We start from the raw sequence: 17,473 nt of genomic DNA, 5'->3' as shown, positions 1-17,473 counted from the left end.
CTGTAAAGGTAAAGAGAAAGAATGCGATTGTAAAGGAGAAAGATCGATGAAGATAGGAATTATTGGCTTAGGGATGGTGGGCAAGGAGGTCTTGCTCTACTTGTTTCAATTTTCCGCATCGCAAGAGATTGTGGTGTACGACATCAACAAGGCGCGCACGCAGGCAGAGATTTGGGATTTTGAGGATTCGGTGCCACTTGGCCACTTTAATCACTATAGTCATATGCGCGTGGCAGAGGATTATAGCGATATTAAGGATTGTGATTATGTCTTCGTCAATGCCAGTATCCCTGCGAAGAATTTAACCGATCGTCGCGCGCTATTGGCAGAGAATGAGAAGTTGATGCGCGAGATTGGGCAAGCGGTGGCTAAGTATTCGCCGAATGCTATCGTAATTATTACTAGCAATCCTGTGGACGCAATGACTTACTACTTTATTAAATATAGTGGCATGCCCCACCATCGCGTATTGGGATCGGGGGATATTTTGGATACGGTGCGTTTACGTCGCTATATCTCGATGCATTTTGATGTAAGCGCAACGAATGTTACCTCGTTTGTCTTGGGCGAGCATGGCAATAGCTCTTTTGTCCCTTGGAGCATTGCACAGGTGGCTGGGTTGCATGTGGATGAGTTTAGCAAGGTGAAGGGAGTTCCTCTTATTAATAAGGAGGAGGCGATGCAGTTTGTGCGTCAACGCGGGCTGGATATTTATAATACGCGTGGCTATACCGATCATGGTATTGGCGCGTCGGTGTACACGATTTTTAGCGCCGTTGCCCAGAATGAGTCGCGCATTATGCCGGTGAGTGCATTGCTTCATGGTGAGTATGGCATCGATAATTTGGTGATCGGTGCGTTGTCGGTAGTGGGCAAGAATGGTATCGAAAAGGTCTTGGAGTATCCCCTAACCGACGAGGAACTTAAATTATATCATACTAGTGCCAACTTCATTCGTGAGGCGATGAAGTAGTCAAGAGCCGTTACGAGAAGATTTATTGCATAAATTGCCTAAATCTTCTCTTGACAATTCTATGATATAAGGCTAGGATATGTGTATTATGGCAATTAACATTATGGGAATTGGTAGCTATCTACCCAAGAAGATTATGGCAAATGATGAGTGGCAAGCTTATGTTGATACGACCGATGAATGGATTCAAAGTCATACGGGTATTAAAGAGCGTCGCATCGCCAATGATGAAGAGAGCACCGCATTTATGTCGGTAGAGAGCGCCAAGATGGCACTAGCGATGGCCGGTATCAGTGGTCAAGAGCTCGATTTGATCGTAGTAGCTACGGCTACTCCCGATTACTTAGGCTTTCCTGCCACGGCAAATTTAGTACAAAAAGAGCTAAACGCGGTGGGGGCTGCCAGTTTTGACGTGCGCGCAGCTTGTAGTGGCTTTGTCTACGCATTAAGTAACGCGTATGCCCTGCTCAAAGCGTCTAAAACGATGAAGTATGCGCTTGTGGTGGGGGCTGAGAAACTTTCGAGCATCTTAAATTGGCACGATCGTAAAACAGCGGTTCTCTTTGGCGACGGCGCAGGTGCGATGGTGCTCTATAAGGATGATCGCGACGGGGAAGATGATATTGTTGACTTTGTACTCCACTCCGAGGGCGATCCCGTGGCGTTGAGTCGCCCTGCTGGTGGCGTGAAGCAACCTGTCGTTGAAGAGCCCAGCCAGAGCGCTCTACACATGGATGGCGCACGTGTCTATCGTTTTGGTGTGCGTATTCTAGGCGAACTGGTTGAGGAGCTATCTATCCGCAATGCTCTAACCATGGATGATATTGATTGGGTCGTCCCTCACCAAGCAAATGCACGAATGATCGATGCGTTATTGGAGAGAAAGGGCTGGCCATCCGATAAATTTTATATGAACATTAGCCAAATGGGCAACACCAGTGCCGCGAGCATTCCGCTTGCCTTGCGTCAAATGTACGACGAAGGAAAACTCAAAGCAGGGCAACATCTCTTGTTGGTAGGCTTTGGTGCAGGTCTCACTTGGGGAGGAGTCTATATACGATGGAATTTACAACCAAAATAGCCTTACTCTTTGCTGGTCAAGGCGCGCAACACCCCGGTATGGCGAAAGAGCTTTATACCCAACACGCGAGTGTGCGGGCGCTCTTTGAATTGGCTAGCGATGTCTGTGGCAAGGATATGAAGAAGCTCCTCTTTGAGGGGAGTGAAGCCGAGCTTAAAGAGACAATCAATACGCAACCTGCCGTTACGTTAGCAAGTCTGGCGGGGATGGTGGGCTTGCGCATGGCGGGGGTTCGTAGCGAGGATATCGCGTGGGTTGCTGGCTTTAGTTTGGGAGAGTATGCCGCTTTGGCGGTAGCCGATGTCTTGACGGCGGAGGAGACTTTTCGTCTTGTGTATGAGCGTGGGCGTATTATGCATCACGCGGGCAATGAATTTAAAAAACAGGTGGGTGAGCCAGGTATGGCAGCGGTCTTGGGTTTGAGCGCCGGTGCGGTGAAGGCAGTGCTTAACGATCAAACCGAGGTCTTTGTTGCCAACTACAACGCTCCTGATCAAGTGGTGATTTCGGGTCTGCTTGCGCAAATCGATCGCTTAGAACCTCTCCTTAAAGAGGCGGGTGCCAAGCGTGTCATCAAGTTGACCGTCTCGGGACCTTTTCATACTCCGCTTTTGTCTAAGGCTTCATTGGAGTTTAAATCGGTGATTACAGGCTTGCGTTTTGCTAGCCCCAAAGTTCCCTTATACAGCAATGTTACGGGCGGAATTTTGTCGACAGGCAAAGAGATCCAGCATCACTTAAGTGAGCAGATTAGCCATCCTGTCTTATGGCAAGGGATCATTTCTGATGCGCAAACGCGTTTTCGTGAGCGAGTGGCAGTAGAGGTTGGGCCAGGCAATGTCTTGAGCGCGTTGATGCGTGGTAATGGTGCAAATTACGAGATGTTCCGTTGTATGCAGATGCCCGAAGTAGAGATGCTGTTGGCGCGCATGCAAGAGTAATTTAGAAAGAATAACCTCTTCTTGTGAAGAGGAATCGATAGAAAGAGAGGAGCGATGCAAATGGGTTTATTAGATGGAAAAGTTGCTATCGTAACAGGTGGAAGTGGCGGACTTGGATCCGAGACAGTGCGTGTATTCTTACGCGAGGGTGCAACTGTGCACTACACAGGACTTAATCAAGGGGAGTTAGACGCGGTTCAACCTACCTTTAGCGACAAGGCAATTGGGCACATCTTGAATGTGGCAAAAGAAGAGGATTGTCGTAATTTTATTAAGGCTGTTGTAGCAAAGAGTGGTAAGATCGACATCTTGATCAACAATGCTGGTATCACCAAGGATGCGCTCTTTACACGTATGACAACCGATGATTGGAACGCTGTGATCAACATCAACTTGAATAGCATCTTCCACCTTACACATGAGGCTTTCCCTCACATGAAGGAGAACGCCGAAGGCGGATCGATCATCAACATCAGCTCGATTGTGGGGCGTCAGGGTAACTTGGGTCAGGCCAACTACGCGGCTGCGAAGGCGGGATTGATTGGCTTTAGCCGTTCGATTGCACGCGAAGGTGCACGCCGAAAGATTCGTTGTAATGCGGTCTGCCCCGGCTTTATCGACACCCCAATGACTGCGGTTATCCCAGAAAAGGTAAAAGCTGGCTTGGTTGCACAGATTCCGATGCAAGAGATGGGTCTACCTAAAGACATTGCGAACGCATGTTTGTATCTTGCTAGTGATATGGGTCGTTATGTGACTGGCGTAGCGCTAGATGTTAATGGTGGAATGTTTATGGGATAGTGACCCGTTAGGTCATTAAAAGAAGGAGCATGCAAAATGGCTTAGATAGAAGGAGGTCATTTTGCATGAAAATCACGTAGAAGATGAGGAAATGATGATGAGGCGAAGAGTTGTAGTAACAGGAATGGGGATGGTGAGTGCCCTTGGTAACACGGTGGAGGAGTCTTGGCAGGCGATGAAGGCTGGCAAGTCGGGCATCGGCAGAATTACCAAATTCGATACCACCGACTTTCCTGTACATATTGCTGGAGAGGTCAAGAATTTAGACACTTCGCTCTATATGGATGATAAGGATGCCCGTAAGATGGCACCTTTTAGTCATTTTGCTGTGGCCGCTGCGGTGCAGGCCTATCAACAATCGGGTTTAGAGCAGAGCGCTTACGATAAAGATCGCGCAGGTATTCTTGTGGGCAATGGCATTGGTGGCTTTGATGAGTTTGGTAATGCTGCGCTCAAGCTTTTTGAGAAAGGCCCTAATGGCATTTCTCCATTGGCTATCCCTAAGTTGATCAGTAATGAGTGCGCAGGTAACGTGGCGATGCGTCTGGGTTGGAAAGGCCCTACTGCGGTAGTCTGTACGGCTTGTGCTTCGGGAACGGATGCTATTACGATGGCTGCCGATATGATTCGTGCGGGTCGCGCTGATATTATGGTTGCCGGTGGCACCGAGGCGGCGATCACCGAGGTGAGTATCGGAGGCTTTGCTAAGCTTACTGCGCTCACCACTGAATTTGCCGATCAACCGCAGAAGGCGAGCCGTCCGTTTGATAAAGATCGCGCAGGCTTTGTGATGGGTGAGGGCGCAGGGATCATTATTCTCGAGGATTATGAGCATGCCAAAGCACGTGGCGCAAAGATTATTTGTGAGTTTGCCGGCGGTGCCATGACCGGTGATGCTTATCACCTAACGAGTCCTACCCCAGAAGGAACGGGCGCAGCCAAGGCCTTTACCTTGGCGCTTGCAGATGCTGGTTTAGAACCAACTGATATTGGGTATATCAATGCACACGGGACAAGCACGCCGGTGAATGACCCTAGTGAGACCAAAGCTATCAAGTTGGCCTTTGGTGAGCATGCCTACAAATTAAAAGTCAGTAGCACCAAGAGTATGCACGCGCATGCATTGGGGGGGGCTGGTGGTATCGAGGCGATTGTTGCGATTAAGGCACTCACTGAAAATTTTGTTCCGCCCACTATTAATTTAGACCAAGCTGGCGAAGGGTGCGATCTCGATTACGTTCCTCATGTTGGTCAGGCGGTAGAGCTCAAGGCAGTGATGAGTGATTCCTTGGGATTTGGCGGACACAATGGTGTGGTCTGTTTTAAAAAGTACGAAGCATAGGAGAGGCTAAATGTATAATGTAGAAGATTTAATTCCTCATCGAAAGCCATTTTTGATGATTGACGAGCTATTGAAAGCAGATAAAGATGGATGCGAAGGTAAGCGCACCTTTTTGGCAGAAGAGTTTTACTTTGCTGGGCACTTTCCAGAGTATCCAGTTGTGCCGGGAGTCTTATTGGTCGAGGCCTTGGCACAGTGCGGTGGAGCGGGCGCACGCGCTGCAGGCTTGGTGGGCAACGATCAGCTTTTCTTTTTGGCGCAAGTGGAGCAGGCTAAATTTCGCAAGCAGGTGCGTCCGGGAGATACGGTGCGCTATGAGGTAACTAACGTGCGTGCCGGTGGTCCTTTACTCAAGCAGAGTGGCAAGGTCTTTGTCGGCGATGAGATCGCGGTAGAGGCGAGTTGGACGTGCATTGCTGGGCCAAAGTTGGCATAAAATTTGTAGATAAGGAAGGATAAATATGATGATTATAGAACCAAAAGTGGCAGGGAATGTCTGCCTCAATGCTCATCCCACTGGCGCTCTGCGCCTAGTGGAGGAGCTGATCGACTTTGCGAAAAAACAACCTAAGATTGCTGGGCCTAAGCGCGTTTTGGTGATTGGCGCGAGCGCGGGTTACGGATTGGCAACGCGTATTATTAACACTTATGTCAATGATGCCACCACGATTGGTGTGAGTTTTGAGCGTGCTGGGAGTGCTGATAAGGTGGGCGCGGTGGGCTGGTATAATAATCTTGCTTTTTCTAAATTGGCGAAGGCCGATGGCAAGCAAGAGATGACTCTTTCGGGCGATGCCTTTAGTCAAGCGTGTAAAGACGAGGTGATTGCCACTGCCAAAGAGCTTTTTAAGGGCGAGAAGATCGATTTGGTGGTCTACTCGCTGGCTAGCCCGATGCGCACAGCGCCTGATGGCATCACTTATAAGAGTGTGTTGAAGCCGACGGGGCAACCTTACACGGGTAAGACGGTGAATATTTTTAATGCGCAGGTCAGTGAGGTTACTATCGAGCCTGCTAGCGAAGAAGAGGCAAAAAATACCGTCAAAGTGATGGGCGGTGAGGATTGGATTTTGTGGATAGAAGCACTCAAAGCGCACGATCTGCTTGCTGCGGGGGCAATTACCATGGCCTATAGCTACATTGGCCCAGAGATGACTTACCCACTTTATCGTGAAGGGACGATTGGTAAGGCCAAAGAGCATTTGGAGCAGAGTGTGGGTGAACTCAACTCCTTGTTAGCGTCCCTTAATGGCAAGGCGTATGTTAGCGTGAATAAGGCGGTGATGACACGCGCGAGTTCGGTGATTCCGGTTGTACCTCTTTATATGGCAATTCTTTATAAATTGATGAAAGCCAAGGGAACGCATGAGGGCACGATTGAGCAGGCCTATCGTCTTATGGATCGTCTTTACAATCACGATACGGTCTTGGTTGATGATGTGGGGCGTATTCGCCTTGATGACTGGGAGATGGATCGTGCATTGCAAAAAGAGATTGAGTTGGCGTGGAATAACTTAGATTTATCAAGAGTACGTGAAGAGACCGACCTAGAGGGTATTCGTAAGGAGTTTATGCAGATTCACGGATTTGAGGTGGACGGGGTCGATTACAGTCAAGAGGTTGACCCATCTCGTATTGATTAAAATAGATAAATATTATTCAGTAGGAAGGAATCATGCGGAAGTTTCAGATAACTAATGGGGTATACTTTTTAGATTGCCATGAGGTGGGCATGCGCATTTTGTGTGGCTGTCCCATGGACTCGGTTAAGTTGCTGATGCGTGCCGGATTTATCCAACGTATAGAGGATGAGCAATGGCTCTGGGAGAGCGGGGCTAACGCCATCCTCCTTTCGGATGTCTCCGTCCAGAATGGTTCTTTTTCTAATCTTACCGAATTTCCGCTCATGCATATGATGTATAATCAGGGGTTAGCTTTGCCTAATCACCCTGGATATACGGGCAGTAAGCCGATGATTTTGGGAATCCCTGAGCAGATCGCCGGACAAATTGAGTATTTGGATCGAGGGATTAATGGCTTAACCGCCGATGAGTTGGCGAGTGTTGATGATATTAGTGAGGAGCAGAAACGAGAAGTTTCTATCTTTAAGAAGCGATTTAAATATGGCGATCCTAAAACATCGAAGGATTTGGTCAATTTTTTTGAGATAAAGACCAATGAAGAGCCTTACGAGATTGCCCCCGAGCTCTATGTGGTGCGTTTGGGTCTTAATGTGTATCTCTTTCAGTATCAGGATCAAGAGGAGATTATCGATTTAACGCTTACTGAGATGCAACAGTATGGTATTCCTTACAACCTCGACTTTCACCCGATTCATAAGCAAGACTTTGCTATCTTACACAGTGGCGAGGGTAACGGCTGGGATAAAGATCGCCCTTGTATGAGTAGTATCATCAGTGCCGAGGGCAAGTATTATCTGATCGACGCAGGCCCGAACGTGCTGGAGGCGTTGGAGAAGTTTGGCATTTCGCTCTCGGAGGTGGAGGGCGTCTTTATGACCCATGCCCACGACGATCATTTTAATGGTTTGACAGGGCTGATTCGATCGCAAAAGCGCCTCAAATTATATACCAGTAAATTGGTGCGTGTCTCCCTGATGCGCAAGCTAATGGCATTGCTCAATTTTGATGAGGATGTCTTTAGCAAATTCTTTGATGTGCATGATTTACCTTTAGAAAAGTGGACGTATATCGGTCAGTTACAAGTGATGCCTGTCCTCTCTCCCCATCCGGTGGAGACGAACATTTTTTACTTTAAAATGCTCAATCATCAAGGGCAGATGCGTAGTTATGGGCATTTGGCGGACGTGATTAGCCAACGGGTACATCAGCAATTTTTACAGGTCGAAGATGAGGATCAAAAGTTCTTGATTAGTCGCTATGAAGGGGTTTGGAAGAATTATTTGCGCGCGGTAAATATCAAAAAGATTGATGCCAATGGCGGATTGATTCATGGAGAGGTGGATGATTTTAAAGACGATAAATCAATCAAAGTGATCGTGAGCCACACCACGGGGCAACCAGCTATGCACCAGCGCATCATGGCTTCTACGGTGAATTTTGGCGTAGAAGAGTTGCTTATCGAGGCCAGTCGTGATTACTTTCATCTGGCAGCCGAGCGCTATTTGGAGGAGTTATTTCCCGAAATCTCTCACTCGGTACGTGGCGAGCTTTTAAAATTTCCGCGTCAGTTGATTAATCCAGGGCTTATCGTGATTAAAAAAGAGGAACCATTAACGCACGCCTATTTAGTGGTTTCTGGGGTGTTTGAGTATATCACCGCTAGAGATATTGTGCGTTGTGAGGCGGGCATGCTTTTGGGCGAGGAGGCAATTCTCACGGGTACAACCAGCGAGGGAACCTATCGATCGGTAAGTTATGCTAAGGTGATTAAGATTGATGCCCAGCAGTATCTTCATTTTGTCCGTCAGTACCTCTCTTTAGATATTTATGTTGATTCGTTTTATCGGCGTAAAAAACTTCGCTCCTCTGAATTATTTAAGTCCATATCCTCTCGTTATTTACTGGATGAACTCAATAAAAAGATGACTACGGTACAGTATGCAGAGGGTGATATTTTACCCGAAGGGCATCAGCGCCAAGTGGGTCTGATTGTGGAGGGCATGGCGGGTATTTTCCATAAGGAAAATTTGGTAGAGACGCTCTCGGAGGATTACTTTTACGGGCAAGAGGTCTTTTTTGCTAAGAGCGAGGGGTTGATTCCACAAGTTGTTGCACTCTCTGCGATTACGGTGGTGCAGTTGCCTTTAGATGCACTCATTTCTGTGCCGTTGCTCTTGTGGGAACTACTGGAATCTGGAGATAAAATTGCCAAATTGGTGGCGCAAGCCGATCGCCTGATCTCCTATATGAATGAGCTTGCCGACGATCTCCTTATGAATCAGATTGAGAATGAAAAAGAGATTGCCTATGATGAGGATGATTAGATAGCAATACGGGAATAATTTGGGGATAATCGTGCTAAGCTGATCGTTTTCTCTCTTATATAACTGAACTTGCCTACGATCTTCTTGTGAATTAAGTAAAGAATGAAAAAGAGGTCGCCTGTGGACGACCAAAGATAAGATTAGGTAGGAGATAAGGAGTGAGTATGTGTAGATTATTTGGGTACACAAAGGTTGGATTACTAGGGTTATTAGCGTTCGTTTTGTTGAGTTGTCAAGCAAAACCAGCGAAGGAGGCGCGTACGCTTACGCCCTTAACATTGGCGATTGGCTACATTCCGAACATGCAATTTGCCCCGTTGTATGTGGCAATGCATGAGGGATATTTCGCGCAAGCGGGCATCGATTTAACGATTGAGTATGGCATGGGCAGTGATATTCTCTCGATTTTAGCAGGTGGACGGGTGCATTTCGCCTTGGGTGATGCCGATCAATACTTACTTGCCCGTGCACAGGGCATGCCTTTGCAAGCGAGCTATCAATATTATGAGACCTCCCCTTTAGCAATGATGAGCATGGATCCAACCATTTCCCTTCCATCGGATTTACGCGGTCGACGTATTGGTGTCTCTGAACTCTCCGGCTCTTCTTATCTTACACTGATGGAATTTTTGACTTATTATGATATTTCCCAAGAAGATGTGGAGATTGTACGAGTAGGTTACGCGCAGTTGGCTGCGCTTGAGCGAGGCGAGGTGGATGCCGTTGTTGTCTTTGCAAATAACGAACCTCTCCAGATGCGCGAACAAGATGTTCGGTATCAGTTGTGGATGGCTTCTGATTTTTCTGCCTTAGCCGGTGCGCTTATTTTGACTAATAGTAATCAATGGCAAAGTGATGAGCAACAACGCGTGTTAAATGCGTTTTATGAGGCGCTCACCAAAGCGATGCGTTTTACGCGCGATCACCCTGAAGAGGCGGCAGCCATTGCGCAACAGTATATCGATGGTGCCATTTATGAAGATATTTTAGCGGGAATTTATGCAACATTGGCTTATTACACCGAGAGTGGCGTTGTAGACCAAGCACGTATTAATGCTACGCAAGAGAGCTTACGCGTACTTGGTTTTATGGAGTAGTTGACTCTGCAGAAGTATTGGCAGGGGCTTTGACGTTAAGCGGATAGGTAGCGCGCAAGGGTTGAAGGTGCGTTGCCTTTCCCGTTTCATCGTCCAAGGTAATAACGACGGCTTGGAGTTCTATTTCATCGCTGATTAACTCTTCACTTTTACGTGGACGTTGCGTGGTGTAGCGTTCGATTTCACTCTCTGGAGTAAATCCAGCCACACTAAATGGTGCGCTAATACGTCCTACATCGGTGATATAGGCCGTCTCATCGATAATTTGCGCATCGAGGGTAATTGCCTTTGCGCCATAACCAATGATGGCGCTACACTTTCCTGCCATCATATGTGCCATGGTCTGTTTTTCGGCACTGGCAATGGCGCTAAAAGCGACAAGGGTAAAGGGAGATGGGTGCTTAGGATTATCGAGAATTTTATTAACCAGCTGATACGGATTACTGGCATGCACGCGATGAAATCCCATCATCCCCATCACATTGATGATATTGAGCTGTTGATTTTTCGGGGTGTGGAGATGGCGCATGCCATAGCCAAAGTTGCCGATGCCTGTAAAGTTAGCAGGACGTAAGACAAAGTGAATCTGGGCAAGCTCTTCGACAAGGTCGCGTTTACTCAACATTGCCTCTCCTCCAAGGAGGAGATCGATGCCCAGTTTGCGCAGATAGAAGGCATGATTCTTACCAAGACCATAGCCTCCCGTTACGGCATCGGCAACAGCAATGGTACAATCAATTTGGTGTTCGGCTTTGAGACTAGCCAAGTGTTCTTTCACAAAGGCGATACTCTGTTTGCCGATAAGTTGACCTAAAAAGAGGATCTTCATTGGGAGCTCCTTATGCTTCTAAGACAAAGATATAGTAACGCTTCTTGCCAGCGCGTAAAAGGATCGCGCCATCGATAAAGAGATCGGCATGTATGGGCGCATCGGCTTCGGTAATGAGCGCTTCGTTGCAGTAGGCAGCTTTTCCCGCAACTAATTTTTTGCGATACTCCCCTTTGCTGTTGGCAAGACCTGCCTGCACAAAGAGATCGGCAAGGGTAAGCTCTTTCGCGAGATCCGCGGTAGATAGGGTGCTGTAGGCGATACCACCTGAGCTACTTTTACTACTGGTTGCCTTACCAATGGCAGCACCGACAATGGCCCCGGCAAGCCCCACGCCTCCTGTTATGGTGGCTAGGAGTGCTCCACCAATAGCTGTTTTCACGATATGTTTTACCCGATCTTCGCGCTCTTTTTGACCCAGTGGTTCAGAGAAGCGAGTAAAGAGAATTCGACTCTGCTCTTGGCTCTGTTGGGCGACGTCTTCCCCATGAATCAGTTTGGTGGTCTCATAGGCAAGGCGATCTTTGGCAACGGCGATTGCTTCTACGCTCTTCTCTTTAGTCAACGCTTGCGTAATCTCTAAGGGGAGGAAGGTGAAGAGTTTAAGGTAACGTTCCACATCGGCATCGCTACAGTTACGCCAATATTGATAGAATTCACTAGGCGAGGTGAGGCTAGCGTCTAAAAAGATAGCGCCATTTTCGCTCTTGCCCATCTTTTGACCGCTGGAGGTCATGATGAGCGGGCAGGTTAAGCCAAAGACTTCTTCCCCATGTAGGCGACGAATGAGATCGACGCCAGAGATGATGTTGCCCCATTGGTCTTGCCCACCGATTTGTAGTTTACAGTGATGATGGCTAAAGAGTTGCGCAAAGTCGTAGCTCTGAAGGAGTTGGTAGTTGAATTCCAAAAAACTCAAGCCACTCTCTAAGCGTGAGGCATAGGTATCGAAACTAAGCATGCGATTGACGCTAAAATGCTTGCCGATATCGCGTAAAAAGTCGATATAACGCAACTCGTTGAGCCACTCTCCATTATCCACAAAGGTCACATCAGGATCGTCGGCAAAGAAGCGCATCACCTGTGTTTTGATTTTTTGGGCATTACTCTCAATCTTCTCTTGGGTGAGAATGGGACGCGCCGAACTTTTGCCCGAAGGATCACCAATGCGCGCGGTGCCTCCTCCAACGATCACAATGATCTTTAAGCCGATATTTTGCAAATGTTTAAGCATATAGAGAGGCAAGGTGTGCCCGATATGCAGACTCTCTGCAGTGGGGTCTACGCCCAGATAGACAGCAAAAGGGAGGTTTTTTTCACGATGCTCTAGGATAGCCTTTGCCAATCCGGCTTCGTTGGTGCACTGATTAAAAAATCCGCGTTGGTGTAGCTCGGTAAAGAGAGTTTCTTTCATACGAGTCCCCTTTTTTGTCTGTATAAGATATAGAGTAATGCCACTATTATAGCCAAGGGCGCAACTTTTATCAAGGGGAAAGCGCGCCCTTGCACATACTTTGTGATAAATTTATCGCGATAGGGCTTTACAGAGTGGGGCGTTTTGTGTATAATAAGCACGTTATGTGATATATGTAACGATTTTTGGCGTCGTACCCAAGTGGTAAGGGAGAGGTCTGCAAAACCTTCATGCGTGGGTTCGAATCCCATCGACGCCTTTGTGATCAACCTCTCGTTTGTGGGGTTGATTTTTATTTTTAATCTAAGGATTAAGTAGATGTGGAAGTATAGAGCGTTTATAGTGTTGGGGTTTATGTTGTTGGTTGGATGTACTCGAGGAGAGAATGACGATGCTTTACATGAACGAGAGCTTCCGAGGAGTCGTTTTTCTATAGATGCTGGACAACCGAGCTATCATTTAATGGATGAGTCTGGAGTAATTACTTGGTATGTGAATATTCCTGCATTTCCCATGAAGGGCAGTGGGCATGATTTAGTCTCGAAAAAGATCTTATTGGATACAAAAACACAGATTCACTTTTTGGTAGGGGATGACGATCAACTGCAATTACTCTTTGCTTCTGGTGAGTTACCAGATATTATCACGATGGATAATAAGCTCCATTTTAATGAGTACGCGACTAAGTGGGCGGTACCTTTGAATCTCTTGGCTGATGCTTATGATCCTTATTTTTATGAAGTAGCGCGTGCAGATTCTTTGGCGTGGTACCAGCAAGCAGATGGAAATATCTATGGTTATCCTAGCTTATCGAGCAATTATGATGACTTTTTTGGCGACAATGTTGTCATGATCGGTGGGGAAGGTCTTATTGTACGTGCTGATATTTATCAAGCTCTTGGTTCTCCTGATATGCGCACTCCCGATGGATTTTTGGCCGCGTTAAGGGGTGCAAAAGCATTTGATGCCAATTTAACTGCGCCTTTAGTTATTAGAGGCTTGAGTAAAGGTGGATCCGTGATTGATGTGCTTTTGATGTTTTTAGCTGTTCCTCGTATTGTTGATAGTCAATATTATGAGGGGGTGTTTGATGAAGAGTATTTACGCTGGGTGAATGTATTACGCGAGGCCTATCAAGAGGGATTGATTATTGATGATAATTTTTCCTTTAATAATATGCATATCTATGATGGGGTGGCGGAGGGTAAATTTTTTGCTTTGTTGACCTCTGGATTGTTTGGAACGACCCCTGCGATTATTCAAAATTATAAGCGCGATCCACAACAGCATTATATCGCTGTAGATGGACCGGCTAATCGTAATCTTGATCCTCCAACCATGTATCAGATGGGACTAGCTGGTTGGACATTAACCTATGTTACCCAAAATTCTCAACACAAAGAGCGGGCTATGCAGCTCATTACTTATCTCATGACTGAAGAGGGTCATAAAACTGCAACATTGGGGGTAGAGGGGGAGTCTTATTTTTTAGATGACGATGGTCTTTACCGCTTTACTCCAGAGTATCAGCAGTGGCGTGCTCGTGATCCCTTAAACTATCAAAAAGAGAGCGCTATCCGTGAGTTAATTTGGTTAGAAGAAGGTAATTGGAAGTTGCGTTATAGTGATACCTTGGCTCCAGAGATGAAGCAAATTTTTGCTTGGACAAGGGATAAAATGACTCCTTGTTTTGCCCTTGAGCAGACCGAACTTCCTTTTAGAAGCGCCGAAGAGCGGGTTTGGAAACATTATTTACAAGAGCGTAATGAAGCTGTAGTACGCATGATTCGTGCACCTAGCTATGCACAAATGCTTGTCGAACTAGAGGCGTTCAGAGAGAGTGCCAATAGCGCGCAGGGTGCTTTGGCAGTAAAAAATCAGCTTATTAGAAAAAATATCGAAAAGCTAGAGAAGATGAATTATCCCACTTGCTAGTTTGTATGTTATCTTATTCGGTTAGTAGACGAACGAGCGTGGGCTTGAGATGAAATTCCTTTAGGAAGGTCTGTAATGCGGGTGTTGGTGTAAAATGGTGCGTGGGATGGGTTAATTTCGCGCGGATGAGGGCATTTTTGGGCGTGTTTTCGATCTCGACAAATTCGATTACGTCAACCTGATACCCCATGGTACGTAGAATTTCACAGCGAATGGCGTCGGTAAAGAGGGCAGAGAGGCGCTCTTTGTGTAATCCGTGCTGAAAGAGAAAGCTCCACGATGCAGGCGGGGCGATCTGTTGTGCGATCTCGTGTTGGCAACAGGGCACTGAGAAGATATGCGTAATCTGGTGGGTGATGGCGTAGTGTAGAGCATAATCGGTCGCCACATTGCAGGCGTGGAGCGTGATCATCGCATCAACCTTGCCGTGATCATGGCTCGCTTTGGCGATGTCGCCGTGAATAAAGTGGAGGTTCTGATAATCGTACTTTTTCGCCGTCAGATTGCACTGCTCGACCACATCGGCTTTGAGATCGTAGCCAATCATGGTGAGTTCGATCTCTTTTATAAAGACAAAGTAGTAGTAGACGAGAAAGGAGAGGTAGGACTTTCCGCATCCAAAGTCGATGATGGTGAGCGCTTCTTGCTGATCTGTTTCGATGCTTTCGACGATGAGGCTAAGGAAGTGATTGATCTGTCTAAATTTCTTTTTGGCGCTAGCTTTAATGCGAAAGTTACCATCGAAAATGCCCAGATCTACTAATGCGTGAATCGGCATACCCTCTTCTAGCAGATAGCTTTTGGTGCGATTATGCTCCATCTCAGGGGCTTTTTGCTGTTGATTTGTTTCGGCGTAGTGGAGGATTTTCCCTTTTTTGGTTAGCCGATAGTGATAAATTTGGCTGGCAGTTGTCATCGTAATTTGTTTACAAATATACTCTTGCATACATTGATAAAGATACGAAACCAGCTCAACGTGTGCGATATTTTGATGGTAGACTTTTTCTGCTCGCGTTGTTTCGATCTGCCACATCGGGATATCTTTGAGTAAAATTGGACGGATGAGAACTTTTTTTACCTCATTTTTATCGAGATGAAAGAGAATTTTATGGATCTGGTGCAGTTGGTGTTGCGATAATTCTTGCAAAAATCTCTGGTACATGATAGTATGAGTATCGTAAGATTAGAGGTAAAAATCAAGTAATAGAGAAGAGAACGCCAAAGAGTGAACCCTTTGGCGCAGAATAAAATAGATTTTTTCTTTACTCAACTTAATAAGCGATCGAAATTTCGCGTAAGCGTGCCACAATGGCGTGCACTGCCTCGATGGTACGATCGATCTCTTCTTCTGTGGTGTAACGACATAGGCTAAAGCGAATGCCCGTATGCTCCAAATCGGCGGAGATCTTCATGGCGCGGAAGGTGGGGTTGGCTTGAAGATCGGCGCTACTGCAGGCACTACCGGTGCTGGCTGCGATGCCACGCTCGTTAAGATCCCATAGACATGCCTCGCCCTCTACGCCTTTAAAACTGATGAGCGAGGTATTTGGCGTACGCGGAGAGTCTTTTCCGACAATCGTGATGTCGGCAAGTTGGAGAAGACCGCGCTCGAGTTTATCGCGCAAGTGTGCCATCTTGATGATATTTTGCTCAAGATTGGCGACTGCCACGCGTAAAGCGACGGTCATGCCGACAACTAAAGGGATCGCAACCGTTCCACTACGACGACCACCCATCTGCGCACCACCGTGGAAGAGTGGGGTAAACTGGGTCTTCCCGCGAATAAAGAGCCCACCAATACCCTTTGGCCCATGGAACTTGTGTGCCGAGAAGGTGAAGAAGTCGACACCCGCATCCGAGAGATCGACAGGGGTCTTGCCAATGGCTTGTACACCGTCGCTATGAAAGAGCGCGCCATGCTCGTGCGCTACAGAGGCAAGCTCTTTGATGGGAAAGAGCAGACCCGTCTCGTTATTTGCCCACATTACGCTCACAAGGGCGACATCGTCGCTCATCATGGCGCGGAGTGCTTCGGGAGTGACTAAACCCTCTTCGTTGACGGGGATAAATTCAACCACTGCGCCAAGCGACTCTAAAAATTCTAGCGTATGCGCCACCGAAGGATGCTCTACTTGCGTGGAGAGAATGCGCTTTTTCTTGCCGGTGTGGATAAATTGGTAGTACACACTCATGAGCACGCTATTGTTACCCTCGGTTGCACAACTGGTGATGATGATGTCATCTCGATCCTCTGCCCCAAAGAGCTGATAGAGCTCGTGCATGCTCTGTGCTAAGGCGCGGTGGGCAATACGCCCCGTGTTGTGTAGACTGTTGGGGTTACCAAAATACTCTTGCTGGTAGGGTTGCATGGCTTCATAGGCCTCATCGCACAGGCGGGTGGTGGCGTTGTTATCTAAATAAATATCGTTATTGTTCATAAATGTCAAGGCTCCTCTTATCATCTTGCAAGATTTATAACTATCTTGCTATTTTCATATTACTTTAAAAGCCAAAAATCTTCAAGAGACTCGCCCTAAAAAATGGAGAAACTTGTAATTTTTGTAGGATTGTGGTATGCTTAAGGGAAGGAATGGGGAGAAATTAGGAGGGTACATGCGAAAAATTTGGCACAATAGTGATTATTTTGCTGGTCTCTATATGGGCATAGGGATACTGGGCACGTTGATGAATCTCCTTTATGGGTTGATGGGATCAGGGCGATCGTGGATAGATGCTGTGGGTTTTTGGATCTTTGTTATCCTCTTTTTAACCATCACGATTGCCGGAGCTATCTCACTGAAAGAGTCTAGGTATGAGGATGAGCTTAGTGATTCGATGCAACAGTACCATCGCTGGAACGCCTCATTGGGTTCAATTCTCTGGGTGCTTACCATGCCCATGCTTTTAGGTACGGGGATCATGCAATGGTTCACTATGGCGATAGGTTATGCGCTCTTTATTTACCCCTCTATTGCACTAATGCGTATTCATCACATCGTACTTTTCCCGAAAAGGGAGCAGAAGAGTTGGCGTCAGTGGGTTGCCGATGGCGCGCTCATGGAGAGCGGAAAGGAGTGATGCTACGCCGGTGGC

15 protein-coding genes and 1 tRNA gene are annotated in these 17,473 nt (G+C 47.0%); 12 read left to right on the top strand and 4 right to left on the bottom strand.

Annotated features, from left to right (window positions below; translation table 11 throughout):
- The first annotated feature begins 46 nt into the window (after window positions 1-46).
- From PVA46_RS06170 to PVA46_RS06130, 9 genes are all read left to right on the top strand, one after another.
- Window positions 47-973 carry a malate dehydrogenase gene (locus PVA46_RS06170; RefSeq protein WP_167695877.1) on the top strand — a complete coding sequence of 309 codons (927 nt, stop codon included), beginning with the start codon at window positions 47-49 and terminating at the stop codon, window positions 971-973.
- A gap of 88 nt (window positions 974-1,061) precedes the next feature.
- Entirely contained in the window at window positions 1,062-2,054 is a 993-nt protein-coding gene (locus PVA46_RS06165; RefSeq protein ID WP_212603857.1) for a beta-ketoacyl-ACP synthase III, read from the top strand.
- The gene (locus PVA46_RS06160; protein WP_167695875.1) at window positions 2,033-2,995 is read left to right on the top strand and encodes an ACP S-malonyltransferase; all 963 of its coding nucleotides are present in this window, start codon (window positions 2,033-2,035) and stop codon (window positions 2,993-2,995) included. The genes PVA46_RS06165 and PVA46_RS06160 overlap by 22 nt, the downstream gene beginning before the upstream one ends.
- Window positions 2,996-3,055: 60 nt before the next feature.
- A complete protein-coding gene (fabG, locus tag PVA46_RS06155) occupies window positions 3,056-3,796 on the top strand; it encodes a 3-oxoacyl-ACP reductase FabG (protein WP_167695874.1) in 741 nt (246 codons plus the stop codon).
- Between the two features lie 97 nt (window positions 3,797-3,893).
- Window positions 3,894-5,138, top strand: coding sequence for a beta-ketoacyl-ACP synthase II (gene fabF, locus PVA46_RS06150; RefSeq protein WP_167696304.1), 1,245 nt, complete (start codon window positions 3,894-3,896; stop codon window positions 5,136-5,138).
- A gap of 10 nt (window positions 5,139-5,148) precedes the next feature.
- Entirely contained in the window at window positions 5,149-5,574 is a 426-nt protein-coding gene (fabZ, locus tag PVA46_RS06145; RefSeq protein ID WP_167695873.1) for a 3-hydroxyacyl-ACP dehydratase FabZ, read from the top strand.
- Between the two features lie 28 nt (window positions 5,575-5,602).
- Window positions 5,603-6,781 (top strand): enoyl-ACP reductase FabV, encoded by a 1,179-nt coding sequence (gene fabV, locus PVA46_RS06140; RefSeq protein ID WP_167696302.1) that lies wholly within the window; start codon window positions 5,603-5,605, stop codon window positions 6,779-6,781.
- Between the two features lie 32 nt (window positions 6,782-6,813).
- Window positions 6,814-9,105, top strand: coding sequence for an MBL fold metallo-hydrolase (locus PVA46_RS06135; protein ID WP_167695872.1), 2,292 nt, complete (start codon window positions 6,814-6,816; stop codon window positions 9,103-9,105).
- Between the two features lie 164 nt (window positions 9,106-9,269).
- The gene (locus tag PVA46_RS06130; RefSeq protein WP_167695871.1) at window positions 9,270-10,202 is read left to right on the top strand and encodes an ABC transporter substrate-binding protein; all 933 of its coding nucleotides are present in this window, start codon (window positions 9,270-9,272) and stop codon (window positions 10,200-10,202) included.
- On the opposite strand, the gene PVA46_RS06125 is transcribed toward PVA46_RS06130, so the two are convergent.
- Both PVA46_RS06125 and tyrS read right to left on the bottom strand, forming a co-directional pair.
- On the bottom strand, window positions 10,192-11,031 hold the full coding sequence (locus PVA46_RS06125; protein ID WP_167695870.1) for a YmdB family metallophosphoesterase: 840 nt from the start codon (window positions 11,029-11,031) through the stop codon (window positions 10,192-10,194). The two genes, PVA46_RS06130 and PVA46_RS06125, sit on opposite strands and share 11 nt — an antisense overlap.
- Window positions 11,032-11,041: 10 nt before the next feature.
- Window positions 11,042-12,445 carry a tyrosine--tRNA ligase gene (tyrS, locus tag PVA46_RS06120; protein WP_167695869.1) on the bottom strand — a complete coding sequence of 468 codons (1,404 nt, stop codon included), beginning with the start codon at window positions 12,443-12,445 and terminating at the stop codon, window positions 11,042-11,044.
- A gap of 187 nt (window positions 12,446-12,632) precedes the next feature.
- On the opposite strand from tyrS, the gene PVA46_RS06115 reads away from it, so the two are divergent.
- Both PVA46_RS06115 and PVA46_RS06110 read left to right on the top strand, forming a co-directional pair.
- Window positions 12,633-12,704, top strand: a tRNA-Cys gene (locus PVA46_RS06115).
- Window positions 12,705-12,763: 59 nt separating this feature from the next.
- Window positions 12,764-14,380 (top strand): type 2 periplasmic-binding domain-containing protein, encoded by a 1,617-nt coding sequence (locus tag PVA46_RS06110; RefSeq protein WP_167695868.1) that lies wholly within the window; start codon window positions 12,764-12,766, stop codon window positions 14,378-14,380.
- 13 nt (window positions 14,381-14,393) lie between these two features.
- Here PVA46_RS06110 and PVA46_RS06105 read toward each other — a convergent pair whose 3' ends face one another.
- Together PVA46_RS06105 and PVA46_RS06100 are read right to left on the bottom strand one after the other, a co-directional pair.
- Entirely contained in the window at window positions 14,394-15,542 is a 1,149-nt protein-coding gene (locus PVA46_RS06105; RefSeq protein ID WP_167695867.1) for a class I SAM-dependent methyltransferase, read from the bottom strand.
- Window positions 15,543-15,651: 109 nt separating this feature from the next.
- On the bottom strand, window positions 15,652-16,818 hold the full coding sequence (locus PVA46_RS06100; RefSeq protein WP_212603856.1) for a cysteine desulfurase family protein: 1,167 nt from the start codon (window positions 16,816-16,818) through the stop codon (window positions 15,652-15,654).
- A gap of 175 nt (window positions 16,819-16,993) precedes the next feature.
- Here PVA46_RS06100 and PVA46_RS06095 point away from each other — a divergent pair, with 175 nt between their 5' ends.
- Complete coding sequence (locus PVA46_RS06095; protein WP_167695865.1) at window positions 16,994-17,458, top strand: hypothetical protein; 465 nt, start codon at window positions 16,994-16,996, stop codon at window positions 17,456-17,458.
- Window positions 17,459-17,473: the final 15 nt, after the last annotated feature.

It is taken from the genome of Entomospira culicis (genome assembly GCF_028748145.1).
Taxonomy (GTDB): domain Bacteria; phylum Spirochaetota; class Spirochaetia; order WRBN01; family WRBN01; genus Entomospira; species Entomospira culicis.
Note: the sequence above shows the minus strand (reverse complement) of the source record. Positions and strands in the feature narration are given on the sequence as shown.

Excerpts from the sequence above, each read along its gene's own strand:
- fabG (WP_167695874.1), top strand. The coding sequence starts at position 3,056 with ATGGGTTTATTAGATGGAAAAGTTGCTATCGTAACAGGTGGAAGTGGC.
- fabZ (WP_167695873.1), top strand. The coding sequence starts at position 5,149 with ATGTATAATGTAGAAGATTTAATTCCTCATCGAAAGCCATTTTTGATG.
- PVA46_RS06105 (WP_167695867.1), bottom strand. The coding sequence starts at position 15,542 with ATGTACCAGAGATTTTTGCAAGAATTATCGCAACACCAACTGCACCAG.
- fabV (WP_167696302.1), top strand. The coding sequence starts at position 5,603 with ATGATTATAGAACCAAAAGTGGCAGGGAATGTCTGCCTCAATGCTCAT.
- PVA46_RS06135 (WP_167695872.1), top strand. The coding sequence starts at position 6,814 with ATGCGGAAGTTTCAGATAACTAATGGGGTATACTTTTTAGATTGCCAT.
- PVA46_RS06170 (WP_167695877.1), top strand. The coding sequence starts at position 47 with ATGAAGATAGGAATTATTGGCTTAGGGATGGTGGGCAAGGAGGTCTTG.
- PVA46_RS06160 (WP_167695875.1), top strand. The coding sequence starts at position 2,033 with ATGGAATTTACAACCAAAATAGCCTTACTCTTTGCTGGTCAAGGCGCG.
- fabF (WP_167696304.1), top strand. The coding sequence starts at position 3,894 with ATGAGGCGAAGAGTTGTAGTAACAGGAATGGGGATGGTGAGTGCCCTT.
- PVA46_RS06100 (WP_212603856.1), bottom strand. The coding sequence starts at position 16,818 with ATGAACAATAACGATATTTATTTAGATAACAACGCCACCACCCGCCTG.
- PVA46_RS06130 (WP_167695871.1), top strand. The coding sequence starts at position 9,270 with ATGTGTAGATTATTTGGGTACACAAAGGTTGGATTACTAGGGTTATTA.
- PVA46_RS06095 (WP_167695865.1), top strand. The coding sequence starts at position 16,994 with ATGCGAAAAATTTGGCACAATAGTGATTATTTTGCTGGTCTCTATATG.
- PVA46_RS06165 (WP_212603857.1), top strand. The coding sequence starts at position 1,062 with ATGGCAATTAACATTATGGGAATTGGTAGCTATCTACCCAAGAAGATT.
- PVA46_RS06110 (WP_167695868.1), top strand. The coding sequence starts at position 12,764 with ATGTGGAAGTATAGAGCGTTTATAGTGTTGGGGTTTATGTTGTTGGTT.
- PVA46_RS06125 (WP_167695870.1), bottom strand. The coding sequence starts at position 11,031 with ATGAAGATCCTCTTTTTAGGTCAACTTATCGGCAAACAGAGTATCGCC.
- tyrS (WP_167695869.1), bottom strand. The coding sequence starts at position 12,445 with ATGAAAGAAACTCTCTTTACCGAGCTACACCAACGCGGATTTTTTAAT.